At 57.3% G+C, this 19,135-nt stretch carries 19 protein-coding genes; 12 read left to right on the forward strand and 7 right to left on the reverse strand.

Annotated features, from left to right (window positions below; genetic code table 11):
• Positions 1 to 3 precede the first annotated feature (3 nt).
• Together KHQ26_RS11265 and mntR are read right to left on the reverse strand one after the other, a co-directional pair.
• Positions 4 to 1,116, reverse strand: coding sequence for an anion transporter (locus KHQ26_RS11265; RefSeq protein ID WP_002895863.1), 1,113 nt, complete (start codon positions 1,114 to 1,116; stop codon positions 4 to 6).
• Positions 1,113 to 1,586: a manganese-binding transcriptional regulator MntR gene (gene mntR / locus KHQ26_RS11270; protein WP_004183487.1), complete on the reverse strand. Its 474-nt coding sequence runs from the start codon at positions 1,584 to 1,586 to the stop codon at positions 1,113 to 1,115. The genes KHQ26_RS11265 and mntR overlap by 4 nt, the downstream gene beginning before the upstream one ends.
• Positions 1,587 to 1,771: 185 nt before the next feature.
• Between mntR and mntS the strand changes: the two genes are divergently transcribed.
• Together mntS and KHQ26_RS11280 are read left to right on the forward strand one after the other, a co-directional pair.
• The gene (gene mntS, locus KHQ26_RS11275) at positions 1,772 to 1,897 is read left to right on the forward strand and encodes a manganase accumulation protein MntS (RefSeq protein WP_002895851.1); all 126 of its coding nucleotides are present in this window, start codon (positions 1,772 to 1,774) and stop codon (positions 1,895 to 1,897) included.
• A gap of 268 nt (positions 1,898 to 2,165) precedes the next feature.
• A complete protein-coding gene (locus KHQ26_RS11280; protein ID WP_002895847.1) occupies positions 2,166 to 3,746 on the forward strand; it encodes a phosphoethanolamine transferase in 1,581 nt (526 codons plus the stop codon).
• A gap of 90 nt (positions 3,747 to 3,836) precedes the next feature.
• Here KHQ26_RS11280 and ompX read toward each other — a convergent pair whose 3' ends face one another.
• Entirely contained in the window at positions 3,837 to 4,349 is a 513-nt protein-coding gene (ompX, locus tag KHQ26_RS11285; protein ID WP_002895845.1) for an outer membrane protein OmpX, read from the reverse strand.
• A gap of 351 nt (positions 4,350 to 4,700) precedes the next feature.
• On the opposite strand from ompX, the gene rhtA reads away from it, so the two are divergent.
• The 6 genes from rhtA (at position 4,701) to ybiO (ending at position 11,295) form a co-directional block, all read left to right on the forward strand.
• Positions 4,701 to 5,588 (forward strand): threonine/homoserine exporter RhtA, encoded by an 888-nt coding sequence (gene rhtA / locus KHQ26_RS11290; protein WP_002895842.1) that lies wholly within the window; start codon positions 4,701 to 4,703, stop codon positions 5,586 to 5,588.
• A gap of 237 nt (positions 5,589 to 5,825) precedes the next feature.
• Complete coding sequence (gene dps, locus KHQ26_RS11295; RefSeq protein ID WP_002895841.1) at positions 5,826 to 6,329, forward strand: DNA starvation/stationary phase protection protein Dps; 504 nt, start codon at positions 5,826 to 5,828, stop codon at positions 6,327 to 6,329.
• 408 nt (positions 6,330 to 6,737) lie between these two features.
• Entirely contained in the window at positions 6,738 to 7,484 is a 747-nt protein-coding gene (gene glnH / locus KHQ26_RS11300) for a glutamine ABC transporter substrate-binding protein GlnH (RefSeq protein WP_002895839.1), read from the forward strand.
• A 125-nt stretch (positions 7,485 to 7,609) separates the two neighbouring features.
• Positions 7,610 to 8,269 carry a glutamine ABC transporter permease GlnP gene (glnP, locus tag KHQ26_RS11305; protein WP_002895837.1) on the forward strand — a complete coding sequence of 220 codons (660 nt, stop codon included), beginning with the start codon at positions 7,610 to 7,612 and terminating at the stop codon, positions 8,267 to 8,269.
• A complete protein-coding gene (gene glnQ / locus KHQ26_RS11310) occupies positions 8,266 to 8,988 on the forward strand; it encodes a glutamine ABC transporter ATP-binding protein GlnQ (protein WP_004142040.1) in 723 nt (240 codons plus the stop codon). Before glnP ends, glnQ begins: the two co-directional genes overlap by 4 nt.
• A gap of 111 nt (positions 8,989 to 9,099) precedes the next feature.
• Positions 9,100 to 11,295, forward strand: a complete 2,196-nt coding sequence (ybiO, locus tag KHQ26_RS11315; RefSeq protein WP_020804732.1) for a mechanosensitive channel protein — start codon at positions 9,100 to 9,102, stop codon at positions 11,293 to 11,295.
• Between the two features lie 2 nt (positions 11,296 to 11,297).
• Here ybiO and rlmF read toward each other — a convergent pair whose 3' ends face one another.
• Entirely contained in the window at positions 11,298 to 12,212 is a 915-nt protein-coding gene (gene rlmF / locus KHQ26_RS11320; RefSeq protein WP_020804714.1) for a 23S rRNA (adenine(1618)-N(6))-methyltransferase RlmF, read from the reverse strand.
• A gap of 96 nt (positions 12,213 to 12,308) precedes the next feature.
• On the opposite strand from rlmF, the gene KHQ26_RS11325 reads away from it, so the two are divergent.
• From KHQ26_RS11325 to ybiJ, 4 genes are all read left to right on the forward strand, one after another.
• A complete protein-coding gene (locus tag KHQ26_RS11325) occupies positions 12,309 to 12,923 on the forward strand; it encodes a flavin reductase family protein (protein ID WP_211777887.1) in 615 nt (204 codons plus the stop codon).
• 139 nt (positions 12,924 to 13,062) lie between these two features.
• Positions 13,063 to 13,323, forward strand: coding sequence for a DUF1471 domain-containing protein (locus KHQ26_RS11330; protein WP_004176771.1), 261 nt, complete (start codon positions 13,063 to 13,065; stop codon positions 13,321 to 13,323).
• Positions 13,324 to 13,343: 20 nt separating this feature from the next.
• Positions 13,344 to 13,610 carry a DksA/TraR family C4-type zinc finger protein gene (locus tag KHQ26_RS11335; RefSeq protein WP_002895824.1) on the forward strand — a complete coding sequence of 89 codons (267 nt, stop codon included), beginning with the start codon at positions 13,344 to 13,346 and terminating at the stop codon, positions 13,608 to 13,610.
• 285 nt (positions 13,611 to 13,895) lie between these two features.
• Positions 13,896 to 14,156, forward strand: coding sequence for a DUF1471 family protein YbiJ (gene ybiJ / locus KHQ26_RS11340; RefSeq protein WP_004176772.1), 261 nt, complete (start codon positions 13,896 to 13,898; stop codon positions 14,154 to 14,156).
• Positions 14,157 to 14,265: 109 nt separating this feature from the next.
• Here the strand turns inward: ybiJ and ybiB are convergent, their stop codons facing one another.
• The 3 genes from ybiB to rhlE all read right to left on the reverse strand — a co-directional run bounded on the left by ybiB (position 14,266) and on the right by rhlE (position 18,963).
• Complete coding sequence (gene ybiB, locus KHQ26_RS11345; protein WP_004142045.1) at positions 14,266 to 15,234, reverse strand: DNA-binding protein YbiB; 969 nt, start codon at positions 15,232 to 15,234, stop codon at positions 14,266 to 14,268.
• A 29-nt stretch (positions 15,235 to 15,263) separates the two neighbouring features.
• Positions 15,264 to 17,420: an ATP-dependent DNA helicase DinG gene (gene dinG / locus KHQ26_RS11350; RefSeq protein ID WP_004147693.1), complete on the reverse strand. Its 2,157-nt coding sequence runs from the start codon at positions 17,418 to 17,420 to the stop codon at positions 15,264 to 15,266.
• A gap of 187 nt (positions 17,421 to 17,607) precedes the next feature.
• The gene (rhlE, locus tag KHQ26_RS11355; protein ID WP_004151702.1) at positions 17,608 to 18,963 is read right to left on the reverse strand and encodes an ATP-dependent RNA helicase RhlE; all 1,356 of its coding nucleotides are present in this window, start codon (positions 18,961 to 18,963) and stop codon (positions 17,608 to 17,610) included.
• Between the last annotated feature and the right edge of the window lie 172 nt (positions 18,964 to 19,135).

Here is a 19,135-nt window from a genome sequence, read left to right on the forward strand (position 1 = left end):
AGATCAGGCGCTGAGTTTGAAGAGCCAGTAGCCGCTGAGTGCCGCCCATAGCAGCATTGGAATGGAGTAGAGATGGAAGCGCCACCAGATGCGCCGATCGCTGGCCATACGCAGGGCGATAATATTGGCCAGCGAGCCCGGCAGCAGGCCAAAGCCGCCCACGTTAACCGCCCAGGCGAGCAGTATTGACGGCGGGACATAGTTGAGCAACAGAATAGTCGAGGGCACATTACTGATCACCTGCGACAGGCCAATAGCGGTCAGCCACAGTCCACCGCCGGAGAGGGTCCCCACCCCGCTCAGCACCTGGTGCAGCGCCGGAAGCTGGGTCAGCAGATGGACGTCAATAAACATCACCATAAACACCAGCAACAGCGACCAGTCGACATGGACGATCACCGCCCGGGCCAGCACCAGGAAGCCCAGCAGCACCAGCGCCAGCCCCCACAGGGCCTGATTCATCTCCAGCGCCGTCAGAAACACCACATACAGTCCCAGACAGCTCCAGACGAGCTTAGGTTGCCATGACGGCGCCCTGTCGCTGCTCTGGTAACTTAGCCGCTTCGCCGGAAAACAGAACCAGCACAGCGCCAGCAGGGTCAGCATCATCGCCGCTGCCAGAGGCAGCATCTGACCGATAAACCCGAAGAAAGAGAGGCCGGATCGTCCCCACAGCAAAATATTCTGCGGGTTGCCGATCGGCGTCAGCAGCGAACCGGCGTTCACCGCCAACGCTTCGAAAATAATCAGCCGGTTCACCGGGATGGCGCACCATTTTTTTAGCGTCAGCGTCAACGGCACCACAATAAACAGCGCAACGTCGTTGGTAAGAAAGGTAGACAACAGCGCCGCCGCCAGCACCATAAAGATGGCCAGCTGGCGCTCAGTCACAAAGCGGCGGGCCATTTTTCGGCCCAGCACGTCAAAATAGCCGCTCAGTTCGATCCCCTTAGTCAACAACATCAGGCCGCTAAGCGTGACGATGGTATGCCAGTCAATGGCCGCCGGCCAGCTTGCCGGGACAAACGGCACGATGGCGCTGAGCACGCAGGCGATAATCAGCAGCAAATGGAGAAAACGATCGCGCAGCAGCGACTGGACGAAGGGAAGAGTCATGCTTCCTGAGATCCCTGTGTTTGGGTAAATTTCAGGAACATCGCCAGCGTCTCTTCGCTCACGTGATGCTCCATCCCTTCCGCATCACGTCGGGCAATCTCCGCGCTGACGCCGATCGCCAGCAGGAAGTTCTCCACGATTTGATGGCGCTCGCGGCTCTCCTGGGCTAGCTTCTCACCTTCCGGGGTTAAGAAGATCCCGCGCCAGGGGATCTGTTCAATAAGACCGACGCTGGCCAGGCGTTTGAGCATTTTAGCGACCGTCGGTTGCGAAACGCCAAGACGCGCGGCCATATCCACCTGGCGCGCCTCGCCCACTTCGTTGATCAGATCGGAGATCAGCTCCACATAGTCATCGATCAGCTCGCGGCGATGCGCTTCCCGCACCTGGCGAAACCCTTCCACGTGCTCTTCAACATTCACTAACTGCGTCACTTTTTTTGTTATTGGCTTACCTGCGCGACGGTTCATTGTGCTTCCTCATTCGTGTGACGCGTCAAGCATCGTATAAAAAGATCCACATTGTAATGGATTGCGCCAAGAGCACAAAAAATTAACGTTTTAGCCATAGCTATAAAATATAGCCTGTGCTATATCTGTATATAATGCAAACATCCATCAGGGAATGACGGAGCGAACTGGCAGGAGGAGAGCAGATGAATGAATTCAAGAGGTGCATAAACGTGTTTAGCCATTCCCCCTTTAAAGTACGATTGATGCTGATCGGTATGCTGTGCGAGATGATCAACGGTAAACCGCAGCAGGGCAAACCCAATTCCTAAGGCGGCGTCGCGGTACGCCGCTTCATTTTTCTGTCATTTTCTGCCGGTAAAATGACCGGTTCCCCCCGTTTCCCTGACCTTTTTTCAAGTTTTGTAAGCGCCCTCGCAAAACAATCTGTTATGTCTGGTTGACCTTACCATTTACAAGCCCTATCTTTGCACAGCCCTGCCACATTCGCGGCTCGCAGAGACCCTTTTCACGCACTGTCCAGCAGGTTTTACCCCTTGACGCCAGGGGATGCGCATGGCCTCTTTTTGATTGTTTACTATGAATGTCACCACCCTGAAAGATACGCTGGTCGCCCGCCGACTGGCACTGAACCCATGGACGGGATTCTACTTTTTACAGTCGCTGTTAATTAACCTGGCGCTGGGCTATGAATTTAGCCTGCTTTATACCGTGGCATTTACCTGCGTGTTACATCTGCTGTGGCGCGCCTTTCCGCGCGTCCAGAAAGCGGTGGTCGGCGCCTATTCCCTGCTGGCGGCTCTGTACTATCCCTTTGGCCAGGCCTACGGTGCCCCCAACTTCAACACTCTGCTGGCGCTGCACGCCACCAACGTGGAAGAGTCTACGGAAATCCTGACCATCTTCCCGTGGTACAACTATCTGCTGGCGGTCTTCATCTTCGCTCTCGGGGTCATTGCGGTTCGTCGTAGGATCGTTGAGCCATCACGCTGGGGAAAAATGGATACGCTGGGCCTGTTGTTCAGCATCGGGATCTTCTTTCTCCAGCCGGTGCAAAACCTTGCCTGGGGCGGTGTATTCAAGGTGATTGACACCGGTTATCCGGCCTTTCGTTTTGTCAAAGACGTGGTGGTGAATAACAACGAGGTGCTGGACGAACAGGCCCGGATGGCGCAGCTGGCTGGCATGAAAGACAGCTGGCACGTGCTGGCGGTAAAGCCAAAATACCATCTCTATGTGGTGGTGATCGGTGAAAGCGCGCGCCGCGATGCCCTCGGCGCTTTCGGTGGCCATTGGGACAACACGCCGTTTGCCAGCTCGGTAAACGGTTATCTGTTTAACAACTACATCGCCGCCAGCGGCTCAACGCAGAAATCGCTCGGCCTGACGCTTAACCGGGTGGTCGATGGCAAACCACAGTATCAGGATAACTTTGTCACCCTCGCCAACCGCGCCGGTTTCCAGACCTGGTGGTTCTCCAACCAGGGGCAAATTGGCGAGTACGACACCGCTATCGCCAGCATCGCCAAACGGGCGGATGAAGTACAGTTCCTGAAAAACGGCGATTTCGAAGCCAATAAAAACACCCAGGACGAGCAGTTGCTGAAGCTGACCGAGCAGGTGCTCTCAACCCAGCGTACCCAGCCGCAGCTGATTGTCCTGCACCTGATGGGCTCTCACCCACAGGCCTGCGATCGGACCAAGGGCAAATACACGGTTTTCGTTCAGTCGAAAGAGACCTCATGCTACCTCTACAGCATGACGCAGACCGATTCGCTGCTGGCTAAGCTTTATCATCAGTTGCAAAATTCCGGTGACACTTTTTCCCTGACCTATTTTTCCGATCATGGTCTGGCGTTCAAGGAGCGGGGCAAAGAGGTGCAGTATCTGGCGCATGACGATAAGTTCCAGCAGAACTTCCAGGTGCCGTTTATGGTGCTATCCAGCGATGACAAAGCGCATAAAGTGATTAAGGCGCAGCGTTCGGCGAATGATTTCCTCAGTTTCTTCTCCCAGTGGACCGGGATCCAGGCGGCGGAAATCACCCCACGCTATCGGTTTATCTCTGAGCAAAAGGCCGGTCCGGTGTACATCACCAACTTCCAGCTGCAGAAGGTGGACTACGCTCACCTCGGTACCGATGAGTTCACAGTCAATTAATTGCGCCGGCCCGGCCAGTCGCCCGGGCCGGCCGTCAGCAGGCAAAAAAAATCCGCCCCGAGAGGCGGATTTTTCATATCACCGGAGTGATTAGAAGCGGTAACCCACGCCAGCAATCCAGGTGCCGACGTCAACGTTACGAATACGAGACTGCTCGTAGGAGAAGTCCAGAGCAACGTTTTCGATCGGGTTGAACTGCAGACCAGCACCGTAGGAGAAACCGTAGTCGCTCATATCGGATTTATGAGGGTAGTTGTTGTTCTGGAATTTACCGTAACCAACACCCACTACGCCGTAGATGCTTGCCCAGTCGTTCAGACGGTAAGCCGGACCAGCGGTGATGCCGTAGTACTGACCTTTGTTGTAAGTACCGTTGCTGTTGTTATCCTTCTCGGTGTAGGTGAAGGAACCGATAACGCCCAGCGGGTTGTTATCTTGCTCGTAACGGTATTTCAGGTTGAAACCGCCAGCTTTGTTCGCTTTACCCTGCATGTCGCTCTGCGCGTAACCGCCGGTTACGGTAGAAGTTGCAGCAAATGCAGTGGTACCTACGGATGCAGCCAGAACAACGGCCAGTGCTGAAAGACGTGCAATTTTATTCATAACCACCTCAAATGTGTTTCTAATAAGTCCTAAGCCTTAAATATATCAAAAACTTTTGGGAAACTCTTTGGAGTTTACATTGTCTAACATACTTTTTCATGTAACCAAAAGTTTCCATATTTCTGTAACAATATGGAAAACAACAATTTTTGGCGTTAACTTACATCTTAACGCTCATTAAGAAATTCGCAAGCATCCAGATTAATCCTAACCGCCTGGTGAATTTCTCAGCAGTTTTCGCCATTGTACTGTTTTTGCCCCTGTTTTTTTCAACATTAGCTCAACCGCCGGCAGGTAATTCCAGTACACTGGAACTTTTACCCCTTTTGACAAAACCTGACAGGAGAAAGGATGCCCGGTCCATCCAGAAAAGCGGCGGCATGGTTGCCGATACTGGTGATTTTAGTCGCCATGACCTCGATTCAAAGCGGCGCATCGCTTGCTAAATCGCTGTTCCCGGTGGTCGGCGCCCCGGGCGTCACCGCCCTGCGTCTGGCGCTGGGAACGCTGATTCTGGTGGTGGTGTTCAAGCCATGGCGGCTACGTTTCTCCCCGGCGCAGCGCGTGCCGCTGCTACTGTACGGCCTGGCGCTCGGGGCGATGAACTATCTCTTTTATTTATCCCTGCAGCGCATTCCGCTCGGCGTGGCGGTGGCCCTGGAGTTTACCGGCCCGCTGGCGGTGGCGCTGTTTGGTTCGCGCCGCCCGCTGGATTTTGTCTGGGTGGCGCTGGCGATCCTCGGACTATGGTATCTTCTGCCGCTGGGGCAGAACGTGGCGCAGGTCGATTTAACCGGCGCGCTGTTCGCCCTCGGCGCCGGGGCGTGCTGGGCGGTCTATATTCTGACCGGACAGCGTGCCGGTGAAGAGCATGGTCCAGCCACGGTAGCGATGGGGTCGCTCATCGCCTCGCTGGTGTTTGTGCCGTTAGGTATGGCGCAGGCCACCGATACGCTGTGGCAGTGGTCGCTGCTGCCGCTGGGTTTGGGGATCGCGATTCTCTCCACCGCGCTGCCCTACTCCCTCGAGATGATGGCCCTGACGCGCTTGCCGACGCGCACCTTCGGCACGCTGATGAGCCTTGAGCCAGCGTTAGCAGCCCTCTCCGGTATGATCTTCCTCGGTGAAACGCTGAAGCTCTCCCAGACCCTGGCGCTCGGCGCGATCATTATCGCCTCGATGGGCGCCACGCTGACTATGCAACGGCAGAGTAAAGTCGAGCAGGTCGATATCAATTAACATTCTGTTACGGCGCCGGCTCGAGAGAAATCCGGGCCGTTCAGCCGAATATAAACACCTGATATTTAAATATTTTTAAAATAACCAACCACTTTGCGCTATCGGAGTGATATAGCCTGCCGATGCCTCACTCTTGAAAACCCTTGCTATACTTATTTCCGAAGTCATTTGGGACAACGCTCCACATCATTCAGATCTGAAGTGTGATGAGCATCAATATCAAGAGGATATGAAACGATGAGTACCGCAAAACTGGTTAAATCAAAAGCGTCTAATCTGGTCTATACCCGCAACGATGTCGCTGACAGCGAAAAGAAAGCGACCATTGAGCTGTTGAATCGCCAGGTGATCCAGTTCATTGACCTGTCACTTATCACCAAGCAGGCACACTGGAATATGCGCGGTGCGAACTTTATCGCCGTGCACGAAATGCTGGATGGCTTCCGTACCGCGCTGACCGAACATCTGGACACCATGGCCGAGCGCGCGGTGCAGCTGGGCGGCGTCGCCCTGGGTACCACTCAGGTCATTAACAGCAAAACCCCGCTGCAGAGCTACCCGCTGGACATCCATCACGTTCAGGATCACCTGAAAGCCCTGGCTGACCGCTACGCGGTAGTGGCGAACGATGTGCGTAAGGCGATCGACGAAGCAAAAGACGAAGACACTGCAGATATCTTCACCGCGGCTTCCCGCGATCTGGATAAATTCCTGTGGTTCATTGAAGCCAACATCGAGTAAGGCTTTGCCGCCGGCCCAGCGCGGTCGGCGGCGCCTCAGCGTTTCTCCCTGCCCTATATTCCATCCTTTGCTTTTCATCCCCCACTGGCCTTGCACCGTTTCAGGGCACCAGATTGATGAAAATGCGCGCAAAAGTAAAAAGATTGTAATAATCACCTCACACAATCGTTACGTCGAGATTGTTTTCCCATCAGGGTTTGCGCTAAAAATGGGCTGGTAATTCAGCACCCTTATGACGCACCAAAATGACGCCCCATCATGGTGCAGTCACTGCCTGAAATGATCGATCTTGTGCAACGACTTACGCTTCGTTTGTTGAAAAACAACAGCTTGTAAAAGTGGCACGATTTTTTCATTAGGCTAGTCGTTCTCGCAGGGGATCGTCCCGTGGATATAAAAGGAAATGCTATGAAGTCTGTATTTAAAGTTTCACTGGCTGCACTGACCCTGGCTTTTGCGGTTTCTTCCCATGCCGCCAATAAGACCCTGGTTGTCGCCACCGATACGGCGTTCGTCCCGTTCGAATTTAAGCAAGGCGATAAGTATGTGGGTTTTGACGTTGACCTGTGGGCGGCTATCGCCAAAGAGCTGAAGCTCGACTACACCCTGAAGCCAATGGACTTCAGCGGCATTATCCCGGCGCTGCAAACCAAAAATATCGATCTGGCGCTGGCGGGGATCACCATTACCGACGAGCGTAAAAAAGCGATCGACTTCTCCGACGGCTACTACAAAAGCGGCCTGCTGGTGATGGTCAACGCCAATAATAACGACATCAAAGATGTCAAAGATCTGAACGGTAAAGTGGTCGCGGTGAAGAGCGGCACCGGCTCCGTTGACTACGCGAAAGCCAATATCAAAACCAAAGATCTGCGTCAGTTCCCGAACATCGATAACGCCTATATGGAGCTGGGAACCGGTCGCGCGGATGCCGTGCTGCACGATACGCCGAATATTCTGTACTTCATCAAAACCGCGGGCAACGGTAAGTTCAAAGCGGTAGGCGAATCACTGGAAGCGCAAAACTACGGTATCGCCTTCCCGAAAGGCAGCGACGAGCTGCGTGAGAAAGTGAACGGTGCGCTGAAAACGCTGCGCGACAATGGTACCTATAACGAAATTTATAAAAAATGGTTCGGCACTGAACCCAAATAATAAAAACGTACTTCGCCGGACCGAGGTCCGGCGACACCACAACGGTCTTCCGGCACAGGCTCAGCGGGAGACGGTATTTTGGCGGAGGCTTTCCTCTGCTCTCGACACGGTAACAGGAACGTATTATGCAGTTTGACTGGAGTGCCATCTGGCCTGCCATTCCGATTTTGCTGGAAGGCGCCAAAATGACGCTGTGGATTTCCGTCCTCGGCCTGGCCGGCGGTCTGATAATTGGTCTGGTGGCCGGTTTCGCCCGCTGCTTCGGCGGCTGGATCGCCAACCACATCGCGCTGGTCTTTATTGAAATCATTCGCGGCACCCCGATTGTGGTGCAGGTTATGTTCATCTACTTTGCGCTGCCGATGGCCTTTAGCGATCTGCGCATCGACCCCTTCTCCGCGGCGGTAGTGACCATCATGATAAACTCGGGCGCCTATATCGCGGAAATCACCCGCGGCGCGGTGCTCTCCATACATAAAGGCTTCCGCGAAGCGGGCCTGGCGCTTGGCCTGTCGCGTCGCGAAACCATTCGCCACGTGATCCTGCCGCTGGCGCTGCGCCGCATGCTGCCGCCGCTGGGCAACCAGTGGATCATCAGCATCAAGGATACCTCGCTGTTCATCGTCATCGGCGTCGCCGAACTGACCCGTCAGGGACAGGAGATCATCGCGGGCAACTTCCGCGCGCTGGAAATCTGGAGCGCTGTAGCCGTGATCTACCTGATTATCACCCTGGTCCTGAGCTTTATTCTGCGTCGTCTTGAAAGAAGGATGAAAATCCTGTGATTGAATTTAAAAACGTCTCCAAGCACTTTGGTCCGACCCAGGTGCTACACGATATCTCTCTGAAAATTAATCAGGGTGAAGTGGTGGTCATTATCGGCCCTTCCGGTTCCGGTAAATCAACGATGCTGCGCTGCATCAATAAGCTGGAAGAGATCACCAGCGGCGATCTGATTGTCGATGGTCTGAAGGTCAACGACCCGAAGGTGGACGAACGTCTGATTCGTCAGGAAGCCGGGATGGTTTTCCAGCAGTTTTATCTGTTCCCGCATCTCACGGCGCTGGAAAACGTGATGTTTGGCCCGCTGCGGGTACGCGGCGCCAGCAAGCAAGCGGCAGAGAAGCAGGCGAAAGAGCTGCTGGCGAAAGTCGGTCTGGCTGAGCGCGCGCATCACTATCCGTCCGAACTCTCCGGCGGCCAGCAACAGCGTGTGGCCATCGCCCGCGCGCTGGCGGTGAAGCCGAAGATGATGCTGTTTGATGAACCGACCTCCGCGCTCGACCCGGAGCTGCGCCATGAAGTGCTCAAGGTGATGCAGGACCTGGCGGAAGAGGGCATGACGATGGTGATTGTGACCCACGAAATCGGCTTTGCCGAAAAAGTGGCCTCGCGACTAATCTTTATCGACAAAGGACGAATTGCTGAAGACGGCAATCCCCAGGAGCTGGTGAAGAACCCGCCCAGCCCGCGCCTGCGTGAATTCCTGCAACACGTCGCCTGACCCACAACGGCTCTCTCCCCCACGATGAGAGCCGCTTTTCCAGAATCCTCTTCCCTCCCCTTCCGCCAGCGGCTTCTATACTTACCCGTTTACGTTGCAACGGAGGTGCCCATGCCGTGGATCCTGCTTTTGCTCGCTGCACTGTTTACTGCCCCGCTTTCCGCCGCCACCCTCCCCGGCGTGCCGACGCCTAACACTGATAAAAACAGCGCCAGCGAACCCGATGTGGAACAGAAAAGAGCGGCTTATGCCGCACTGGCCGATGTGCTGGCCAACGACTCCGCCCGTCAGGAGCTCATTGACCAGCTGCGTAAAGCAGCCGCCACGCCGCCGCCCGACAGCACCCCGACGCTGACGCCACCGGCGGTGAAAGAAGAGACCACGGTACTGGAGAACGTCACCCAGATAAGCCGGGAATATGGCGAACAGCTCTCATCACGCTTTGCCCAGCTGTGGCGCAATATCACCGGCTCACCGCATAAGCCCTTTAATCCGCAAACCTTTACCAGCGCGGCCTGGCATTTTTTACTGCTGGCCGGGCTGGTGTTTGCCTTCTGGTGGCTGGTACGCCTCGCGGCGCTGCCGCTATATCGCAAAATGGGCGAATGGGGACGGCATAAAAACCGCGATCGCGGTAACTGGCTCCAGCTGCCCCTGACCATCGCCGGGGCGTTTATCATCGACCTGCTGCTGCTGGCGCTAACCCTGTTTGTCGGTCAGCTGCTAAGCGATCGCCTGAATGGGAATAACCCTACCATCGCCTTCCAGCAGAGCCTTTTCCTCAACGCCTTCGCGCTGATCGAGTTTTTTAAAGCTATTCTGCGGCTCATTTTCTGCCCGCGCATTCCTGCCCTGCGGCCCTTTAACCTCAGCGACGAGGCCGCGTCATACTGGAGCCTGCGCCTGAGCGCGCTCAGCAGCCTGATTGGTTACGGTCTGATCGTCGCGGTGCCGATTATTTCCAATCAGGTGAATGTTCAGGTTGGCGCGCTGGCTAACGTCGTCATCATGTTGTGCATTACGCTGTGGGCGCTGTACCTGATTTTTCATAACAAAGCGGTGATTACTCAAGGGTTGATCCACCTGGCCGACCACTCACTCGCTTTCTTTAGCCTGTTTATCCGCGCCTTCGCGCTGGTCTGGCACTGGCTGGCCTGCGCCTACTTTGTGGTGCTTTTTTTCTTTTCGCTGTTCGACCCGGGCAACAGCCTGAAATTCATGATGGGCGCCACCCTGCAAAGCCTGGCGATTATCGGCGGCGCGGCGCTGGTGTCTGGCATCCTGTCGCGCTGGATAGCCAAAACCATCACCCTGTCGCCCGCCACTCAGCGCAACTACCCTGAACTGCAAAAGCGTCTAAATGGCTGGATCTCCGCCTCGCTGAAGGCGGCGCGCATTCTCACCGTCTGTGTCGCCATCATGCTGCTGTTGAGCGCCTGGGGCCTGTTTGACTTCCGGGAATGGCTGCACAACGATGCCGGGCAAAAAACGGTGGATGTGCTGATCCGCATCGCCCTGATCCTCTTCTTCTCCGCCATTGGCTGGACGGTTCTGGCCAGCCTGATTGAAAACCGGCTGGCATCGGATATTCATGGCCGTCCGCTGCCCAGCGCGCGGGCCCGGACGCTGCTGACGCTGTTTCGCAACGCGCTGGCGGTGGTGATCAGCACCATCACGGTGATGATCCTGCTCTCGGAAATTGGGGTAAACATTGCGCCGCTGCTGGCGGGCGCCGGGGCGTTAGGGCTGGCCATTTCGTTTGGTGCGCAAACCCTGGTCAAAGACATTATCACTGGCATATTTATCCAGTTTGAGAACGGGATGAACACCGGCGACCTGGTCACCATAGGTCCTTTGACCGGCACCGTGGAACGAATGTCGATTCGCTCCGTGGGGGTACGTCAGGATACCGGCGCCTATCACATTATTCCCTGGTCCTCGATCACCACCTTTGCCAACTTCGTGCGCGGCATTGGCTCGGTTGTGGCTAACTATGACGTTGACCGCCATGAGGATCTGGATAAAGCCAGCCAGGCGCTGAAGGCGGCGGTGGACGATCTGCTGGCCCAGGAGGAGATCCGCGGTCTGATCATTGGCGAACCGTCGTTCGCCGGGCTGGTGGGGCTGAGCAATACCGCCTTTACGCTACGCGTCAGCTTCACTACCCTGCCGCTGAAGCAGTGGACGGTGCGTTTTGCCCTCGACACCCAGGTGAAAAAGCACTTCGATCGCGCCGGGGTTCGCGCGCCGGTACAGACCTGGCAGCAGCTGCCGATGCCGGGCGCCGACAGCCCGGCCGCCGAGTAGCGTTAGAATGGACGACGGCGTTTGGCGTCGTCCATAAAGCTCCAGGCGAGAAAGCGACTTTGCTTTTGCCCCTGGGCCATCTCCTTTTTCACCACTTTCACTGCGCCGACCTCGGTCAGCAGGCGGTAGAGCGGCGGCAGATTATCGCCGCGCGACACCAGCGAGGTAAACCATTTCACCTGGCGGGCGAAGGCCTGGCTTTCGCGGATCATCTGCGAGATAAAGGCTACTTCGCCCCCTTCGCACCACAGCTCCTGCTGTTGACCGCCAAAATTGAGGCCACTTTCGGCGCCGAGTCCGAGGTTGCGGCGCTTGCGCTCGCCCCCCGCCCGGGCGCTCTCTGCGGAGTCATGGAATGGCGGATTACACAGCGTGGCGTCGTAGGTCTCGTTTTTATGGATCACGCCGTGAAAGATAGACTGGCTCTCTTTTTGCCGGCGCAGGCGGATCTGCCGGGTCAAGCCCGGGTTGCCTCTGATAATCGCCTGCGCGCTGGCGAACGCCTGCGGGTTGATTTCACTGCCGGTAAAGCGCCAGCCATACTCGTGAGCGCCGATCAGGGGATAGATGAGGTTAGCGCCGGTGCCAATATCAAGGATCGTGGCATCCTTCGGCACCTCGCCGCTATCCCCGGCCAGCAGATCCGCCAGATGATGAATATAGTCGGCCCGCCCAGGCACCGGCGGACAGAGAAAGCCGTCAGGAATGTCCCAGTGTTTGACCGCGTAGAAATGCGCCAGCAGCGCTTTATTCAACGCCTTCACCGCCTGCGGATTGGCAAAATCAATGGTCTGCTCACCCAGCGGATTGAGCGTAATGTAGCCCTGCAGGTCAGGATGGGCCTGGCAGAGCGCGGGCAGGTCGTAGCGTTGATGGTGGCGGTTACGCGGGTGTAACCCCGGTTTCTGGGCTTTCATGACAATCTCCTTTGAACAGCCGCGTAAGATACCCGTTGACGGCGGCGCGGTAAATAAGGGAGTCTGGATATCTCCATTATCCGTGACAGGTGCAGCATGTACTTTTATCAACCTTCGCAGGGCCACGGCCTGCCGCATGACCCGCTGAACGCGATAATCGGGCCTCGCCCGATAGGCTGGATCGCCTCGCAGGACGCCGAGGGCCAGCGTAATCTGGCGCCATACAGCTTTTTTAACTGCTTTAACTATCGGCCGCCAATCATTAGTTTCGCCAGCAGCGGCTGGAAAGACAGCGTGCGAAATATCGTCGAAACAAAGGAGTTTGTCTGGAACCTGGCGACGCGACCGCTGGCCATGGCGATGAATGAAACGTCAGCCTCGATTCCGCACCATGAGGACGAATTCGTACACGCCGGCCTCACCGCCGCCGCCAGCCGCCTGGTCAGCGCTCCCCGGGTCGCGGAGAGTCCGGTGAACTTTGAGTGCCGTCTGTCGCAGTGTATTCAACTCACCACCGCCGACGGCAACCCTGTCGATACGTGGCTGGTGCTCGGTGAAGTGGTTGCCGTGCATATCGATGAATCACTGCTGGACAACGGCATCTATCAAACCGCCCGCGCCCAACCGATCCTGCGCGCCGGTGGCCCGAGCGCCTATTACGGTATTGATGACAGCCTGCGCTTTGACATGATCCGCCCTGACGCCCGCTAAATAATCTACCGGCCAGAGTAGCGCTCCCCTGCGCCGGTAGCATGCAAAACGCACTGTTTTGCATTAAACATTCCCTGTCGCGCGGTCTGGAAAGACCTACACTTAAGCTATGTCCCATGCGGTTTATGAGGATATGCTGATGAAATTCGTCTCGCTGCTGTTCGCCGCGGCGCTCACCGCTCATGCCACCGCGGCCTCTCCCCTGCCACCGCCACCCGTACTGCCCTATAACGGGCCGCTCCGCCCTGTCGGCACCGTCTCCGCCTTCGGCGCCAGCACCCTGGACGACCTGGCGGCCGCCCTCGCGGATAAGGCCCACCGCCAGGGGGCGATAGCCTGGCGGATCAATGCCGCCAGCAGCGGTAACCGGCTGTACGGTTCAGCTATAATTTATCAATAACCTTTTACAGGAGGCAGACGATGGCATCAGGTTGGGCAGGCGACGGCGCCGTACAGGATCAGATCGACAGCACTATTGACGATGCGGTGGCTCGCGCCCGCCGCGAGCTTCCGCGCGGCGAAAGCAACAAATTTTGTGATGAATGCGGAGAGCCGATTCCGGAGGCCCGGCGACAGGCCATCCCAGGGGTCAGATACTGCGTGAAGTGCCAGCAGGAGAAAGATTTACATAACAATACATTTTCAGGATATAATCGTCGCGGCTCCAAGGATAGCCAGCTACGTTGACTTTCCTTTACCGTTTATGACAGCCTTTCGCATTATCTTTTCGCGCACACTTTTTGGCGGAAAAAGTCGCAATATGTGCCCTTAAGCGCGCCGGTGTTCCTCGCTTCGCCGTCAGACGAAAAGAAGCAGAAATAATTTATTAATAATCAGTAAATTATTAATCATTCAAAAAATTCGATAAAGACTGTGAATTTACTTCGATTTTATCTCCCGCAGAAAAGCGTGATACTTATCACATCGACGGAACATCGTCCCCTGAACAGAACAACCTGCGAGAGATTAACTATGAAAAACATCAAATATGCTGCCGCTGCCATCGCTCTGACCGCTCTTTCCTTCGGCGCCTTTGCCGCCGAACCGGTTACCCCCGCTCAGGCTGAAAGCATGAATAAGATCGGCGTGGTGTCTGCGCAAGGCGCAACCACTTTAGATGGTCTGGAAGCAAAACTGGCTGCTAAAGCCGAAGCCGCTGGCGCGACCGGCTACAGCATTACTTCCGCTAACACCAACAACAAACTGAGCGGTACTGCGGTTATCTATAAATAATCGCTGCACCCATCTGTAAGCCACTGAATTAACCCTGAAAAGACCTTTAATACCCTTGCCTTGCCCGTCCGAGCCACCGGACGGGCTTTTTTTTATCCTGCAGATCCGATCACCAACAGTCGTTGACGCGGCTGAGGCCCTGCTCCAGCGAGGTGACTTCCCCGCAGGCCACCAGACAGCAGGCAAGCTGGATCTTCAACGAGGTGGGCACCGGTTCGACGCCAGCGACGCAGCGTTCAATCCAGCGCGCGGTGACCTCAGGGTCTTTCGAGGTCGGCAGGACCACCGCCTCCGCTGCCATCTCAGTCTGGCGTTCGTACAGCACCCGCACGCCCTGCTCATCAATCAGGCTGATCTGCGGACAGCGCTGCGGGTTGGCGTACACTTCGCCCTCGGTACCATGCATCAGCAGCGCGCGGCCACCGGTCTCGCGAAAGAAGTTCGCCACCCGGGGAACATATTCCGGATGCGACACGCTGGAGAGACGCAATGCCTCCCCTTCGCCAAACGGCGTGGCCAGCTTGGCCAGGGTATGGGCGCTGTTGCGTACGCCCATCCGCCAGCGCATCGCCAGCTGTTTCTCCAGCGGCGGACAGAAGGCCCCCACCGGGATATACACCGGTTCATGGCCCTCCAGCTGCGCCTGAGCCTGTCCGGCGTGCAGGGTGGCCGGAATGTCCAGCAGGGTAAAAATGGTTTCGGTCAGCACCCGGGTGGGATCGTGACTGACGCCGTGAACCACCACCGGAAATCCCAGCTTGTGCAGGAGCATCGCCAGCAGCGGCGTGAGGTTCGCCTGCTTGCGCGCGCCGTTGTAGCTGGGGATAACGATCGGCATCGGCTTGCCGGCCGGCGGGGTCAGGCGCAGCGTATGCTGCTGCATCGCGGCGTAAAAACCTTTCATCTCCGCTTCGCCTTCGCCTTTAATGCGCAGGGCGATTAATATTCCCCCCAGCTCCAGCTCCGGCACCTCGCCGTTCAGCATCCGCGCGTAGAGCGCACGAGCGGTCTCTTCATCGAGATCGCGGGCATGATTCTTACCGCGACCCACCTCTTTTATAATTTTGCTGTACTCCATGGCTCCCCCTGGTGCATCACGCGCCGGCGTCAGCGACGTTTGCGGCCCGTCTGTTTTGCTGTCTGTTTTGCTTTCCGTTTTACTATAACCTCCGGAACGCCCGGCTGCTCTATGGGAAAAACAGGTAACGCGTTCAGTAGACGCGCGCCGTAGTTTTTGGTCAACAGACGCTTATCGTAAATCACCACCTCTCCCCAGCAGTTATGGCTACGGATCAAACGCCCCACCTGCTGAATAAGATTAAAGGAGGCGCTGGGCAAACTCTGTACCTCGAAGGGATAACGATTGAGGCTTTTCAGCCATTCGCCTTCGGTGATCACTACCGGGCTGTCGATGGGCGGAAAAGCGATTTTATGGATATGCACCTGGCTCAGCAGATCGCCTTTTAAATCGAGACCTTCGGCAAAGGACTGCAGACCCACCAGCACGCTGCGCTCGCCGCTTTCCACCCGTTTGCGATGCAGCTCCACCAGCCGGTAGCGCGGCTGGTCGCCCTGCACCAACAGCATCAGGCGCAGATCGGTCACATGCTCGAGGAAGCGGTTCATCGCCCGCCCGCTGGCAAACAGCACCAGCATCCCGAGATGTTTTTTGCTCTCCACCTGCTGGCGAAAATAGGCCGCCATCTCGGCAATGTGCTGCTCTTCGTTATCCATCAGCGGTTCATAACGCATTTGAGGAATAATAATTTTCCCCTGCTCCACGTGGTTGAACGGCGAATCCAGCGCCACGAAGCGGTCCCCCGCTTTCTCCTTCAGACCGCTCATCTCCTGCAGGCGCGAGAAGCTGTTTAGCGAGCGCAGCGTCGCTGACGTCACCACGATATGCGGCACGCTGCGCCACAGCAGCCGTTCAAGCTGATCGCTGACGCGGATCCCGACGCAGTGGAACCAGACGTGGATCTGGCCATCGCGCACCACCCGCGTCGCCCATTTGGTTACCGGCGCGCCTGAGGACTGCGCCAGCGACGCCAGGCGCCACAGCTTGCTTTGGCTTTCAAACATGCCAAGGGCGCGGTTCATCTGCAGCAGCACCCGATGCAGGCGCACCACGTCATGGCTGCCGGTCTTTTCGCTGAGATCGTTCAGGAACAGCTCCGCCAGGCCGCGCAGCAACTCGGTGAGCTTCGCCAGCCGCTGGCAGATCTCCATCACCTCCTGCGGCAGTTCGCCCATCGGGAAGCGATGCTCCGCTTCCTGACCGGCGGGCATATAGAGATTGAGAATATTATTCAACGAAGCAATCAGCTCGAAAAGCTCTTCGCAATGAGCGGTGAGCCGCTCCGGATTGGCCAGCGGCGGCGTGGTTTTCGGACGAAACTGCTCCATGCAGGTAGCCACCAGCTTGCAGAATAGATCCAGCTGCAGGCGAAACCAGGGGGCGGTGATCTCGGCGCTCATCTCCAGCGCGTCGCGGGCGACGTCCGGCAGATGATGGCCTTCATCGAGGACCAGCAGCAGGTTTTTCGGCTCCGGCAGCACCGCTTCGCTCTCCATCGCCGCCATCACCAGCGCATGGTTGGCCACCACCACTTCCGCCTCCTGAATTTCCCGCCGCGCCACAAAGAACGGGCACTCGCGATAGTAGTGGCAGTTGCGGTTCAGGCAGCTGGCCTTATCGGTGCTCAGCCGGCTCCATAGCCCATCGTCGATGGCTTTGTCGGTATGGTCGCGCAGGCCGTCCCAGCGGTAGCTGTCGAGATCCTGCTTCAGGGTCGCGCACAGCTTCTGCTCCGCCTGATTATTCGGGGTGAGATCGTCATCGAGAAAGGCCAGCAGATCCTGCTGCGACGGCTCGGTGCTGGCCAGCGCCGTCAGGTTGCGCGGACAGACGTAGCGTCCGCGGCCAAAGGCGGCGGTGAAGCGCAGGTCGGGAATGATTTTACGCAGCAGCGGCAGGTCCTTACTGTAGATTTGATCCTGCAGGGCGACGTTGGCGGTGCTGACCACCAGCGTTTTTTGTTCCTCGCGGGCGATGGCGATGCCCGGGATCAGATATGACAGCGTTTTGCCGACACCGGTCGGCGCTTCGATAGCCAGATGCCTGCCCTCTTCCCCGGCAAGGGTTTTCGCCACATCGGCGATCATCTGCCGCTGCGGGGGACGCGGAATAAAGTCCGGGATCTGTTCCTGAAGCGCCTTATACCAGGCGGCGATTTGCGCTTTCAGCGCAGCGGTCAAAGCCATGAGAAAACCTGAATACTGTATAAACAGCCACTATTGTGCCATTTTTGCCCGCCCGGAGGTATTGCTTTCTGCGGAGTGTGGAAGCCTGCTCGACAAATAGTGTAATGGAAAGAAAAAGGCCCGCCGCCGCGTAGCGGACAGACGGGCCTGAGCCGGGGTGCGTTATCGCGGCCCGGACATCAGCGTGTTATTCGCCAGCCGGTTTACGCGGGCGACGGCGGCGCGGCGGTTTGCCGTCCTGAGTGCGCGCTTTCGGCGCCTCGCCGTCCTGACGGCGCGGGGCATTATTCTGGCTGCGCGGCTGTCCGCTGCGTCCCTGACCCTGGCCGCCGCGTCCCTGACCTTGCCCACGACCGCCGCCGCGCTGCTGGCGACCGTTCTGGATAGGTTCGGCTTTAATGGACGGATCCGGCTCATAGCCGGCAATCGCGATGCGCGGGATCTCTTTTTTCAGCAGGCGCTCGATATCGCGCAGCAGCTTATGCTCATCCACGCACACCAGCGATAAGGCTTCGCCGGTGGCCGCCGCGCGACCGGTACGGCCGATACGGTGGACGTAATCTTCCGGTACGTTCGGCAGCTCGTAGTTCACCACGTGCGGCAGCTCTTCGATATCCAGACCGCGGGCGGCGATATCGGTCGCCACCAGCACGCGAATGCCGCCGGATTTAAAGTCGGCCAGCGCGCGGGTACGCGCTCCCTGGCTCTTGTTGCCATGGATCGCCGCGCTGCGGATGCCGTCTTTGTTGAGCTGTTCCGCGAGGTGGTTGGCGCCATGCTTGGTACGGGTAAACACCAGCACCTGCTGCCAGTTGCCTTCGCCGATAAGCTGCGACAGCAGTTCACGCTTGCGGTTCTTGTCAACGAAATGGACGTGCTGGGTGATCTGCTCGGACGCGGTGTTACGACGCGCCACTTCCACTTCCAGCGGGTTGTGCAGCAGTTTCTCGGCCAGGCCCTTGATCTCGTCGGAGAAGGTCGCCGAGAACAGCAGATTCTGTCGACGCGCCGGCAGTTTGGCCAGTACGCGACGGATGTCATGGATAAAGCCCATATCCAGCATGCGGTCCGCTTCGTCCAGCACGAGGATTTCTACTTTATCAAGACTGACGGCGTTCTGATGTTCAAGATCCAGCAGACGGCCCGGGGTGGCGACGAGGATGTCGACGCCGCCGCGCAGCTTCATCATCTGCGGGTTGATGCTCACGCCGCCAAAGACCACCAGCGAGCGAATATTCAGGTATTTACTGTAATCGCGGACGTTCTCGCCCACCTGCGCCGCCAGCTCACGGGTCGGGGTCAGGATCAGCGCGCGCACCGGACGACGGCCCTTTGCGTGCGGCTCATTCTGGATCAGGCGCTGCAGCAGCGGCAGGGTAAAGCCCGCCGTTTTACCGGTGCCGGTCTGGGCGCTGGCCATCAGGTCACGGCCCTGCAGTACCGCCGGGATCGCCTGCTGCTGGATAGGGGTCGGCTCAACGTAGCCCTGCTCAGCGACAGCGCGCAGGATATCGGGATTCAGGCCTAGGGAATCAAAAGACATAACAACTCCGAACCGCCCCGGCCCGGTGAAGGGCGTAGTTTTCAGGGAGATTATTGCGATAAGAGATGGCAAAAACCACAATGCCATGAAGGGGCGCAGTCTAGCAGATTTTGTGACAGGCCGCATAAAATCTGCAAAAGAATGCCGCGCCTGGCTGGCGGGCATGAGAAGG

It is taken from the genome of Klebsiella sp. 10 (genome assembly GCF_018223925.1).
In the GTDB taxonomy this organism is placed as follows: domain Bacteria; phylum Pseudomonadota; class Gammaproteobacteria; order Enterobacterales; family Enterobacteriaceae; genus Klebsiella; species Klebsiella pneumoniae.

Bases quoted from the DNA above. Each gene is read 5' to 3' on its own strand.
- KHQ26_RS11265 (WP_002895863.1), bottom strand. From the start codon at position 1,116: ATGACTCTTCCCTTCGTCCAGTCGCTGCTGCGCGATCGTTTTCTCCAT.
- mntR (WP_004183487.1), bottom strand. From the start codon at position 1,586: ATGAACCGTCGCGCAGGTAAGCCAATAACAAAAAAAGTGACGCAGTTA.
- mntS (WP_002895851.1), top strand. From the start codon at position 1,772: ATGAATGAATTCAAGAGGTGCATAAACGTGTTTAGCCATTCCCCCTTT.
- KHQ26_RS11280 (WP_002895847.1), top strand. From the start codon at position 2,166: ATGAATGTCACCACCCTGAAAGATACGCTGGTCGCCCGCCGACTGGCA.
- ompX (WP_002895845.1), bottom strand. From the start codon at position 4,349: ATGAATAAAATTGCACGTCTTTCAGCACTGGCCGTTGTTCTGGCTGCA.
- rhtA (WP_002895842.1), top strand. From the start codon at position 4,701: ATGCCCGGTCCATCCAGAAAAGCGGCGGCATGGTTGCCGATACTGGTG.
- dps (WP_002895841.1), top strand. From the start codon at position 5,826: ATGAGTACCGCAAAACTGGTTAAATCAAAAGCGTCTAATCTGGTCTAT.
- glnH (WP_002895839.1), top strand. From the start codon at position 6,738: ATGAAGTCTGTATTTAAAGTTTCACTGGCTGCACTGACCCTGGCTTTT.
- glnP (WP_002895837.1), top strand. From the start codon at position 7,610: ATGCAGTTTGACTGGAGTGCCATCTGGCCTGCCATTCCGATTTTGCTG.
- ybiO (WP_020804732.1), top strand. From the start codon at position 9,100: ATGCCGTGGATCCTGCTTTTGCTCGCTGCACTGTTTACTGCCCCGCTT.
- rlmF (WP_020804714.1), bottom strand. From the start codon at position 12,212: ATGAAAGCCCAGAAACCGGGGTTACACCCGCGTAACCGCCACCATCAA.
- KHQ26_RS11325 (WP_211777887.1), top strand. From the start codon at position 12,309: ATGTACTTTTATCAACCTTCGCAGGGCCACGGCCTGCCGCATGACCCG.
- KHQ26_RS11330 (WP_004176771.1), top strand. From the start codon at position 13,063: ATGAAATTCGTCTCGCTGCTGTTCGCCGCGGCGCTCACCGCTCATGCC.
- KHQ26_RS11335 (WP_002895824.1), top strand. From the start codon at position 13,344: ATGGCATCAGGTTGGGCAGGCGACGGCGCCGTACAGGATCAGATCGAC.
- ybiJ (WP_004176772.1), top strand. From the start codon at position 13,896: ATGAAAAACATCAAATATGCTGCCGCTGCCATCGCTCTGACCGCTCTT.
- ybiB (WP_004142045.1), bottom strand. From the start codon at position 15,234: ATGGAGTACAGCAAAATTATAAAAGAGGTGGGTCGCGGTAAGAATCAT.
- dinG (WP_004147693.1), bottom strand. From the start codon at position 17,420: ATGGCTTTGACCGCTGCGCTGAAAGCGCAAATCGCCGCCTGGTATAAG.
- rhlE (WP_004151702.1), bottom strand. From the start codon at position 18,963: ATGTCTTTTGATTCCCTAGGCCTGAATCCCGATATCCTGCGCGCTGTC.